The 10,352-nt window shown below is 37.7% G+C and carries 11 protein-coding genes; 7 read left to right on the top strand and 4 right to left on the bottom strand.

The annotated features are described in order from the left end of the window. Window positions 1-223: 223 nt before the first annotated feature. From rpoD to HUN22_RS12530, 6 genes are all read left to right on the top strand, one after another. Window positions 224-2,107: an RNA polymerase sigma factor RpoD gene (rpoD, locus tag HUN22_RS12555; RefSeq protein WP_174729844.1), complete on the top strand. Its 1,884-nt coding sequence runs from the start codon at window positions 224-226 to the stop codon at window positions 2,105-2,107. 97 nt (window positions 2,108-2,204) lie between these two features. Next, entirely contained in the window at window positions 2,205-2,492 is a 288-nt protein-coding gene (locus HUN22_RS12550) for a YbeD family protein (protein WP_002116017.1), read from the top strand. A gap of 202 nt (window positions 2,493-2,694) precedes the next feature. Beyond that, window positions 2,695-3,348: a lipoyl(octanoyl) transferase LipB gene (lipB, locus tag HUN22_RS12545; RefSeq protein WP_005064548.1), complete on the top strand. Its 654-nt coding sequence runs from the start codon at window positions 2,695-2,697 to the stop codon at window positions 3,346-3,348. A gap of 81 nt (window positions 3,349-3,429) precedes the next feature. Then, entirely contained in the window at window positions 3,430-3,963 is a 534-nt protein-coding gene (locus HUN22_RS12540) for a hypothetical protein (RefSeq protein ID WP_174729842.1), read from the top strand. Window position 3,964: 1 nt separating this feature from the next. Beyond that, window positions 3,965-5,149 (top strand): iron-containing alcohol dehydrogenase, encoded by a 1,185-nt coding sequence (locus HUN22_RS12535; RefSeq protein ID WP_016143320.1) that lies wholly within the window; start codon window positions 3,965-3,967, stop codon window positions 5,147-5,149. Between the two features lie 252 nt (window positions 5,150-5,401). Further along, complete coding sequence (locus HUN22_RS12530) at window positions 5,402-6,805, top strand: APC family permease (protein ID WP_171265344.1); 1,404 nt, start codon at window positions 5,402-5,404, stop codon at window positions 6,803-6,805. Between the two features lie 45 nt (window positions 6,806-6,850). On the opposite strand, the gene HUN22_RS12525 is transcribed toward HUN22_RS12530, so the two are convergent. Then, window positions 6,851-7,411, bottom strand: coding sequence for a flavodoxin family protein (locus HUN22_RS12525; protein ID WP_174729840.1), 561 nt, complete (start codon window positions 7,409-7,411; stop codon window positions 6,851-6,853). A 116-nt stretch (window positions 7,412-7,527) separates the two neighbouring features. Here HUN22_RS12525 and HUN22_RS12520 point away from each other — a divergent pair, with 116 nt between their 5' ends. Continuing rightward, the gene (locus tag HUN22_RS12520) at window positions 7,528-7,908 is read left to right on the top strand and encodes a winged helix-turn-helix transcriptional regulator (RefSeq protein WP_174729838.1); all 381 of its coding nucleotides are present in this window, start codon (window positions 7,528-7,530) and stop codon (window positions 7,906-7,908) included. Between the two features lie 71 nt (window positions 7,909-7,979). On the opposite strand, the gene HUN22_RS12515 is transcribed toward HUN22_RS12520, so the two are convergent. From HUN22_RS12515 to HUN22_RS12505, 3 genes are all read right to left on the bottom strand, one after another. Then, complete coding sequence (locus HUN22_RS12515) at window positions 7,980-8,612, bottom strand: hypothetical protein (RefSeq protein ID WP_174729846.1); 633 nt, start codon at window positions 8,610-8,612, stop codon at window positions 7,980-7,982. A gap of 16 nt (window positions 8,613-8,628) precedes the next feature. Further along, window positions 8,629-9,438 (bottom strand): DUF6502 family protein, encoded by an 810-nt coding sequence (locus HUN22_RS12510; RefSeq protein WP_174729836.1) that lies wholly within the window; start codon window positions 9,436-9,438, stop codon window positions 8,629-8,631. An 85-nt stretch (window positions 9,439-9,523) separates the two neighbouring features. After that, window positions 9,524-10,352, bottom strand: an 829-nt coding sequence (locus HUN22_RS12505) for a cupin-like domain-containing protein (protein ID WP_174729834.1), incomplete at its 5' end; no start/stop codon positions are given.

Here is a 10,352-nt window from a genome sequence, read left to right as displayed (position 1 = left end):
TATTTATAAACTGAACTATTTTTTTATCAAAAAAAAATTTCTATGATCTTTTCGATGATTTAAGCTTGAAAAAAATGATTTTAGCCCAATATTCAAAAAACAGATGTGAATTCAAAGATATTTTTTATTTAACGGTTACTGATCAAAGCCAAAACATTTCAAGCAAATTGTGCTATCATGCACGGTTTTTCACTGCCACAGATTCAACAAAGAGTAAGCAAAGATGAGCGATATGCATTCCCCTACTTCTCAAGTAGCGGCTCTGATTAGCCGAGGCAAAGAACAAGGTTACTTAACTTACGCTGAGGTTAACGATCATCTGCCGGACTCGATTACTGAAAGCGAACAGATTGAAGACATTATTCAAATGCTTCAAGACGTTGGTATTCCTGTACACGAGCGTGCACCTGAATCTGACGATACGATGTTCGGTGAGTCGACTGACACAACTGATGAGGTTGCTGAAGAAGAAGCTGCTGCCGTACTTGCATCGGTTGAAAATGAGCCTGGACGTACGACAGACCCTGTACGTATGTACATGCGTGAAATGGGTACAGTTGAGCTGTTAACCCGTGAAGGTGAAATCAGCATCGCCAAGCGTATTGAAGAAGGTATCCGTGATGTTCTTAATTCAATTGCTTACTGGCCAAATGCTGTTGAAGTTGTATTAAAAGAATATAATGATTTCTTAACTGGCGAGCGCCGTCTTGCCGATATTTTATCTGGCTATCTTGATCCAGAAACTGACGATGATATTCCTGAAGTTCTAGAAGACGAAGCTGAACTTGAGGAAGAAGAAACGACAGCAACACCAACCAAAGAAGTTAAACTTGATGACGATGAAGAAGATGAAGAGTCAGAAAGTGATGATGACTCTGAAGGTGATTCTGGTCCTGACCCTGAAGTCGCAAAAGTTCGTTTTACTGAATTAGAAGCTGCTTGGGCTAAAACAAAAGCAGTTGTTGAAAAGCATGGTCGTAACAGCCCAGAGGCAGAAGAAGCTTTAGAAGCTTTAGCTACTGTGTTTATGATGTTTAAATTTACACCACGTTTATTTGACATCATCTCTGAAATGATTCGTGGTACACATGAGCAAATTCGTGCCAATGAACGTGAAATCATGCGTTATGCAGTACGTCGTGGCCGTATGGACCGTACTCAATTCCGTACATCTTTCCCTAAACAAGAATCTAATCCAGCTTGGTTAGATGAACAAATTGCTAAAGCTCCTGCTGAAATCAAGGCGCATTTAGAAAAAGTTCGCCCAGATGTTTTAGCATTCCAGCAAAAGATTGCAGATATTGAGAAAGAGCTTAGTTTAAGCGTTGCTGAAATTAAAGATATCTCTAAACGTATGGCAATTGGCGAAGCGAAAGCACGTCGTGCCAAGAAAGAAATGGTAGAAGCCAACCTTCGTTTGGTAATCTCTATTGCGAAGAAATATACCAACCGCGGTTTACAGTTCCTTGACTTGATTCAAGAAGGGAACATTGGTTTGATGAAAGCTGTAGACAAGTTTGAATACCGTCGTGGTTATAAATTCTCGACTTATGCAACTTGGTGGATTCGTCAGGCAATTACCCGTTCGATTGCCGATCAGGCTCGTACAATTCGTATTCCAGTACACATGATTGAAACGATTAACAAGATCAACCGTGTATCTCGTCAATTGTTACAAGAAATGGGCCGTGAACCAACACCTGAAGAATTAGGTGAACGTTTAGAAATGGATGAAGTTAAGGTTCGCAAAGTACTGAAAATTGCTAAAGAACCGATCTCGATGGAAACACCTATTGGTGATGATGAAGATTCGCATCTTGGCGATTTCATTGAAGATCAAAACATCACTTCTCCAATTGATGCTGCGACTTCAGAAGGCTTAAAAGAAGCAACTCGTGAAGTACTTGAAAACTTAACTGAACGTGAAGCTAAAGTATTAAAGATGCGTTTTGGTATTGATATGCCAACCGATCACACACTTGAAGAAGTTGGTAAACAATTTGACGTAACACGTGAACGTATTCGTCAGATTGAAGCGAAAGCATTGCGTAAATTACGTCACCCTTCTCGTTCTGAACACTTACGTTCTTTCTTGGAAAATGACTAAGTTTTGAGAGCTTGAAATTTCAAAATTAAGCCCCATTTAACAGAAAGAGCTATAAACGCCTGCGATAATGCAGGCGTTTCAAATCATGAGGTAACTTATGTTAGACCGCACTCCATCTCGCGAACTACAAGAACATCTTTGGGTATTTCCGATGGATTATCCAATTAAACTTATTGGCGATGCGGGTGAAGAATTACGTGTTGCTGTAGTTGATATTTTGGTAAAACATTTTCCAGACTTCGATCACTCAACATTAAAAGTTCAAGAATCTCGCACCGGCAAGTATCATTCTTTAACAGCACAATTGCGCTTTGAAGAATTGGAACAAGTTCATGCACTGTATGCTGACTTGGCTGCTTGTCCGCAGATTAGAACTGCGCTTTAATTTTAAGTTCTTCAATAAATACCACAGTCAGGCATGCTTACTGTGGTATTTTTTTGGAAATTTTAAAACCTCCACACCACGAAAAACCATACAAATATTTAGAATTCCTTTTATAAAATCCTTTAAAATTACAAGGTTTTCGGCTTTATCTAGTAGATATTCACTGGGCGCCGCATAAACTAACCTATAGGAAGAGATTGTGATGAGCCTTGATAAACCTAACTTAATCATTCGGCAATGGAACGATTTACAAGATTATCAAAGCAAATTTGAAACCATGAAACTCTTAACAAATGAGCGAGATCAAGATACGCCCGATGAGTTATGGTTACTTCAGCATCATAATGTTTTAACTCAAGGTCAAGCTGGCAAACCTGAACACATTCTCATTTCATCAGATATTCCTGTAGTACAAACTGATCGTGGGGGACAAGTAACTTGGCATGGACCCGGTCAACTTGTGGCTTACTTCATGTTCGATCTTAATCGTCTAAAATGGAACGTACGTACATTAGTCAGTTTTGCTGAACAATTCATGATAGATGTTTTAAAAAAATACGGAATTGAAGCGTATGCTAAGCCTGATGCACCAGGAGTATATGTAGATGGCCGTAAGATTGGTTCCTTAGGTTTTAAAATTCGTCGTGGCCGTAGCTACCATGGATTAGCGCTAAATCTGGACTGTGCTCTAGATGGATTCCAGACAATCAATCCTTGTGGCTACGCAGGTTTAGAAATGGTTCGTATACAAGATTTGGTGACTCCTTATCCATCATTCACTCAACTTTGCCAAGACTTTATTGAGTATATTAAGAATACTGGGTACTTTAATGACCCAGAAGTCAAAACTGAATAAATCGCTTTGCGATGAAATAAAAATGGATTAGAGTAATTACTCTAAATTTGCTTTTGCATAATTTTAACAAGGGATACGCGAGTGATTTCAACAAAAGCTGTAAAGCCTACTCTGCAACTTGCCTACGTTAAGCTCATGATGGATGTTGTTGGTCGTGGCTTAGTCATGGCAAGTCAAGTGGACACTGAAATACAAGAGGAAGTATCTAAATTTCCTGTTCACTTTGTACTTTCAATGAATGTTTTCCCCAATGGACCAGCATTTTTTGCTCGAGTCACAGAAAACAAACAGTTAGAGCTACTCAAAAGAGCGGAAAAAAAGCCAGACTTGACCATTACATTCAAACATGTAACTCATGCATTTTTGGTATTTTCTTTTCAAGAAAGTACGGCTCAAGCATTTGCTAATGACCGAATGATTGCTGATGGTGACGTATCTGCTGCCATTCGCTTAGTACGCTGTTTAAATAAAATGGAATCTCTTATTTTACCTAAATTGGTTGCATCACTTGCAGTCAAAGAATACCCAACCGAACTCACCCTAAAAGAAAAATTCAACGAAGCTGCAAATATTTATCTAAAAGTAGCTAAGTCCTATTTCAAGCGGAGCGCATAACATGGCTAAACCATATTACGAATTCTTTTGTCCTGTAAAAGTCATTGCTGGTAATGCTGCGTTAGAACATATTCCGTTTGAACTTGCAACTTTAGGTGCAAAACGTCCTCTTATCATTACAGATAAAGGTGTTCGCGCAAATGGTTTACTCAACCCTATTGAAGCTGCATTCAGCACGACCGATGCTGTCATTGGTCATGTTTTCGATGACGTCCCACCAGACTCAAGTTTAGAGGTCGTTCGTCTTGCAGCAGAAGCTTATCGTACAAACAAGTGTGATGCGATTATTGCCGTAGGTGGCGGTTCAGTTATCGATACCTCTAAAGCAACTAACATTTTAGTGTCTGAAGGTGGAGATGACTTACTTCAATATTCTGGTGCACACAACTTACCAAAACCATTAAAACCATTTTTTGTCATTCCAACAACTTCCGGTACTGGTTCTGAAGTGACAATGGTTGCTGTGGTTTCAGATACTCAAAAGAATGTTAAGTTAGCATTTGCTTCTTATTACTTAATGCCACATGCAGCGATTTTAGATCCACGCATGACGCTTACATTGCCTCCTCATTTAACGGCAATGACAGGTATGGATGCATTAACACATTGTGTTGAAGCTTATACATGTATGGCTGCAAACCCACTTAGCGATGCTTATGCAAGTGCTGGAATTAAAAAAATCAGCGAAAATTTATTTAATGTCTTAGAAAATCCAAATGACTCACAAGGTCGTTTAGAACTAGCACAAGCCTCTACAATGGCTGGCATTGCATTCTCTAACTCAATGGTAGGCCTTGTACACTCTTTAGGTCATGCTTTAGGTGCTGTGGCTCACCTGCCTCACGGTTTATGCATGAATTTATTCTTACCATATGTACTTGAATACAATAAGCAAGTAAATGGTCAGAAAATTGGTGAGTTACTATTACCATTAGCTGGTGCTGATATCTATGCCCAAACTCCAGCAACCCAACGTGCAGACAGAGCGATTGCTACGATTTTGGCAATGCGTGATCGTCTATTTACTTTAACCAAGTTACCACGCACTTTACGCGAAACAGGCAAAGTAACTGAAGCACAGCTCGATGAAGTTGCAGAGAAAGCACTAAATGATGGCTCAATTATTTACAATCCTAAAGAAGCAAGCCTAAAAGATATCCGAGATATCTTACAAAAGGCATGGTAACAAGATAAGTTAAATTAAAAAAATATATCATAAGATCCTGATTTTTAAATAAAATCAGGATCTTTTTTATAGATGTGAATCTGTATTCATCATTTTATTTGTAAATATGGCAAAAAATTTGCTAAAAAATCGATGAAAGTACTGACAATTTGCATCAATTTAGGATAGATTGGCGCACTTTATCTTTTTCTGTAGGGGGGATCGTTCGTCTCAAACGATCCTTAACACCAAGCTGATCCTTGATCAACGATTATGAGGATAACGCCGTTGACAACTATCTCTGGGACTCCGTCTGTAGTTAAACTACAAAAAACGTTAGGTCTTTGGCATATTATTATTATTGGTTTAGCCTATATTCAGCCAATGACATTATTTGACACATTCGGTCTAGTTTCCGAAGAAAGTCATTACCATGTTCCGACTTCGTATATTTTTGCATTAATTGCAATTTTGCTGACATCCATTAGTTATGGACATATGATTAAGCGCTATCCGTCTTCAGGTTCAGCTTATACCTATGCACAAAAATCCATTCATCCAAATGTTGGATTCATGGTCGGTTGGTCATCTTGGTTAGATTATTTGCTTTCACCAATGGTCAATATTATTTTAGCTGGTATTTATCTTGATGCATTATTCCCTACAGTCAATCATTGGGTATGGGTGATTGTATTAACAGCGTTCATGACTGGTATTAACTTACGCGGTGCACGTTTTGTTGCCAATTTTAATAGCCTCATTGTATTTGTACAGTTACTCGTGATCGGTATATTTACTTATCTGGTCTATAGCAAATTACAAATGGGCTATAATGCAGAAGGCCCTATTACAGCAGCAACCCGTTATCAGTTGTGGAGCTTAGAGCCTTTCTGGAACGAGTTGACATCCGTGGGTGCATTGGTCACTGGTGCAACATTACTTTGCTTCTCGTTTACTGGATTCGATTCTTTAAGTTCTTTGGCAGAAGAAACAAAAGATACTGAAAAAACATTACCTAAAGCGATTTTCTTAACAGCACTTATCGCTGGAGTAATCTTTGTCATCAGTACTTACTTCATGCAAATTTACTTCCCTAATGACCCTAAAAACTACTTTGAAGATGTTGCAGCAACACAGCCAGACATTTTATTACTAGTAGGTGGTTCATTATTTCAGTCATATGTTCTTGCTTTTGCAATCATTACTGTCATGGCATCTGGTATTTCAGCTCATGCAGGTGTATCACGCTTGATGTATGCGATGGGACGTGATGGTGTAATCAATAAAAAAATCTTTGGTCATGTTAGTCCAAAGAACTATACGCCTTCATACAATATTCTTATTGTAGGTGTTGTGGCACTAGCAGCAGGCTTCATGAGCTTAGATATTGTCATTTCAATGATTAGCTTTGGTGCATTAACGGCATTCACATTTGTTAATTTATCCGTGATTTCACGTTATGCTTTACGTGATGGCCGCACCAAGAATTTCAAAGACATTTTTAACTTCGTCATTATTCCACTCCTTGGTTTCTTTAGTATCTTTGCCTTATGGCTTGAGATTGAAGAGACGGCTTTAAAATATGGTTTGTGGTGGGCAATGTTCGGTATTTTATATCTAGGTTATAAAACCAAAGGATTTAAATATCAGGCACCACAACATAATGAGCACGAATAACCCCCTTGTAAAAAAGGCGCTTTAAGCGCCTTTTTTATGGTCAGGTTAACCAAAAATTTTATTCACAATACTTTGCACACGTTGAGCATAAAGTTTCGCTGTTTCAAGATCACCAGTAGGAACTTCCTCTACACTTGCATCAGAAGGTGATTGAACTAAAAGCCCAACTGAGCCACCTAAGTTATTCACATCTTCACGTGTTGCGTCTTTTGTATTCGCAGGTAATAAACCAAGACTTACCCAAATTCCACCATGCTGCGATGCTAAAGTTTGTAATTGGATGAGAGTTACTTGCTTATCCCCATTTAAGCTCGCGCTGTTTGTGAAACCTGCAAATACTTTATCTTGCCAACCACGTGTAAACCATACTTTCGAAGTTGCATCAGCAAACTTTTTAAACTGCCATGGTGCTGTGCCCATATAAGTCGGAGCACCAAAGACAATCCCCTTCGCATCATTTAATGTCTGCCAATCTTGCTCAGTAATATTCCCCTCTCGATCAATTTGGATGAGCTGCGCATTAATTTCATTTGCAAACGTTTCAGCCACTACCTTGGTATGGCCATAACCAGAGAAATATACAACCGCGATATTAGAGTTAGACATGGGAGAAAACCTTTGTTTTATTAAATTCCATTTAATGATATATTTTAGAAACTAGGTGTCAATTAGTTACTAAATGGTAACTAGGGTAATTTTTAAGAAATTAGCAGGAAAATAGTATGAATGAATGTCTAAAATATAATGTTTTTCAACAACATTGCCCTGCTCGTTTATTTTTTGAAAAAATTGCAGATAAGTGGGTTTTATTGATTTTAAATGTGCTTGAAGAGGAAACTCAGCACTTCAATTTGCTCAAAAAGAATATTCAAGGTATTTCGCCGAAAGTGCTATCTCAAAAATTAAAAATGTTGGAAAGAGATGGCTTTATCGAACGAAAAATCCAGGACACCTCCCCAATTCGTGTTGATTACTCACTGACTTCTTTGGGAAAAAATGTTGCTGCAATGGCATTCCAATTAAAAGAATGGGCTGAAACCAATATTGAACAGGTTTTAGCAGCCCAAATCACATATGATGAAAAAGTGTTAGAACGAGCTTAACTTATAATTCCTTTAAAATTTCATTGAACTTTATCGATTAGGCTTTGTTCTTAGCTTAAGGATGACTCAACTTAATTAATTTTAATTGGTTCAGGTGGCGCACTTATTTTAAATTGAATAGTTAAAGGTTCGCATTGTTTTAACTCCTGATCATTTTTCAAATAGGTGCTTTCTAGACCATATTTCCAAGTACCATTCATGATTTCAAATGCAGGATAATTGACAATAAAAGTCTTGGTTTCATTAGGCTGATATTCGTAGGTTTGAGTCTCTTTACACTCATTTTCTGGGTAAGAACGCTTTGTATTTCCCAATAAATAGAGTTCTAAAGGTACATAACACGCAGGTTGTCTTTCTTGTATTTTCTCGAATCCCTGATTAGTTTGAGTAATCTGTAAAGCAATTGTGCCATTTAAAGTTAACTGGTGCGCATATTTAAAAATAGTTTCTTTTTCTATGGGTTCACGCGTTACATTATTGAGAAACTGTAATTTACGCTGTAAGCCATGACAATCATCCTCAACAGGTGCAGGTAACCAGATTTCATTATCTTTTGAGTCACCTTTATCTCCATCTGCTGGCGTTTCAAAATCACCCGGTTTACCGGGTTTGGTTGGATACCCCGACCCGCCTAAACTGGCACCGCCTGCAAATAAATCCTCTCCGCAAGCAGTCAAAAGACCACCTACTAAAATAAAGCTCATGGATATTATTAATTTTTTATAAGTTGTTTTCGTCATATTGATAAGCTCCGAAACGGAAAGTTTTGGTTGCACCCTCTTTTCCTTGATCGAGTGCACAACGTTCAATGGCTAACTTAAGTACTTGTAGTGATAAATCTTCCCATAAGCGTAAACTTGCTTGTTTAAGTAAATGAATTGACTCATCTGTTAGTTCATCAGCAAAAATTGCTTGTTCTAAATAGGGTTCTTTTTCTGGCTGAAATAAATTATGAACTCCGGCAGCTAAATGTGCCTCTAAGTTATTCGTTAGTAATTTTCGAACTTCGAATTGCTCCACATCAGGCATAAAACTACGCTGCTGTAACATCACAAGGCCATCTTCTTCTTTCACAATATTAAGACGTTCGAGTTCGTTCAAAATAGATCGCGGATGTTTTTCGGTTGAAACTTTCTTTACTAAATTTTCAAAGCTAATCTGATCATTACTTACAAATGGAATTTTCTCTGCCAATCCCTCTGCAAGCCACAAACCTATCACCCGAGCGGGAACACTTACTGGCTCTGCTACTTTTGCCTCTGTTAAAGGCTGTCCAGCCTGCATCACCTTTTTAAATGCATTGACGTCTTTGCGATGTAACCCTGAAAGTAAACTAACTGCTGAATCAGTTGGTTTTTGCTCTATACGCTCTAATTCAGCTAAAGCCTGTTGATAAAAAACTGGTTTTAAAGCAGTTACAAAGTCGTTATATCCAACTCCCGAACGAATTAACCACTGAGTCAGATATTCCATTAACATTAATACCTGCTTTTGATTAAGTTCTGCATTATTCGTTTGGAGTGTGGTCATAGGGTAACAATTTTCCTTCATATTTGAAAAACAGTATGGGCCGAGCAATTGTCACACTGAACGGTTTAAGATGCAATTTTCATTCTTAGACCTCTTTTGGAAACCGATCAACATAATGATTTGGAGCCTTAAAATGAGTAAAAGAAATACTGATTGAGACATCCAAACTTTCTACACTATGCCACCAACCAATGGGGATAAACAAAGCATCCCCAGCATTTAAAATACATTCAACTGGCGTAATTGATTTTGCTAAAGGATATTTTTCAAAATCAATTTTATTTGCATTACTCAATTCACTAAACACCCAGTGATCGTTATACAAATGAGGAACTTGCAAGGCAGGAATTAAAGTTACTTTTTTCCGTCCATAAATTTGGACTAACATATTGTTAGTTAAATCATGATGTAATGGCGTAAAAGTTCCTTTAGGTCCAAACCATAAAAAACTACGCCCATCTTTTAAAGCCAAGTCACAATAACCTTCTGCAAAATCATCTATGTCTAAAAATAGTTCTTGAAGCATCTGATGACTGTTAGTCGCATTATTTGCAGTCATATAGAAATCATTGCTGGCATCAACTGACATAACTTTTGATACAAACTCTGACATCTTCATTTTTTGTTTTAGTGATGGAGAATGTCTTTCAAATTGCTCATCTTTATTTCTATTCATTTGGACTTCAACTAAATGCTGACCAAACTGTGATGCAAAATATTCTGGAGACCATTTACGTAAAGCTGACCAATGTTCTATTCCATTTTTTAAAATTACAGGGCGATGTTGACTATAGTAATCCTTCATAAAATCAGAAAAACTTGGAGCAGTAATTGAAGGAACTTTTTTACTATAGTCAGAGTTTAGCTGTGCCAACTCATCTACAGTTTCTATTAACCATTCACGCTTTTTAAGT

This window comes from Acinetobacter lactucae, from assembly GCF_013344765.1.
Lineage (GTDB): Bacteria > Pseudomonadota > Gammaproteobacteria > Pseudomonadales > Moraxellaceae > Acinetobacter > Acinetobacter lactucae_A.
This window is presented reverse-complemented; position numbering and strand designations above follow the sequence as displayed.

Excerpts from the sequence above, each read along its gene's own strand:
- HUN22_RS12510 (WP_174729836.1), bottom strand. The coding sequence starts at position 9,438 with ATGACCACACTCCAAACGAATAATGCAGAACTTAATCAAAAGCAGGTA.
- HUN22_RS12525 (WP_174729840.1), bottom strand. The coding sequence starts at position 7,411 with ATGTCTAACTCTAATATCGCGGTTGTATATTTCTCTGGTTATGGCCAT.
- HUN22_RS12550 (WP_002116017.1), top strand. The coding sequence starts at position 2,205 with ATGTTAGACCGCACTCCATCTCGCGAACTACAAGAACATCTTTGGGTA.
- HUN22_RS12530 (WP_171265344.1), top strand. The coding sequence starts at position 5,402 with ATGAGGATAACGCCGTTGACAACTATCTCTGGGACTCCGTCTGTAGTT.
- rpoD (WP_174729844.1), top strand. The coding sequence starts at position 224 with ATGAGCGATATGCATTCCCCTACTTCTCAAGTAGCGGCTCTGATTAGC.
- HUN22_RS12515 (WP_174729846.1), bottom strand. The coding sequence starts at position 8,612 with ATGAGCTTTATTTTAGTAGGTGGTCTTTTGACTGCTTGCGGAGAGGAT.
- lipB (WP_005064548.1), top strand. The coding sequence starts at position 2,695 with ATGAGCCTTGATAAACCTAACTTAATCATTCGGCAATGGAACGATTTA.
- HUN22_RS12535 (WP_016143320.1), top strand. The coding sequence starts at position 3,965 with ATGGCTAAACCATATTACGAATTCTTTTGTCCTGTAAAAGTCATTGCT.
- HUN22_RS12520 (WP_174729838.1), top strand. The coding sequence starts at position 7,528 with ATGAATGAATGTCTAAAATATAATGTTTTTCAACAACATTGCCCTGCT.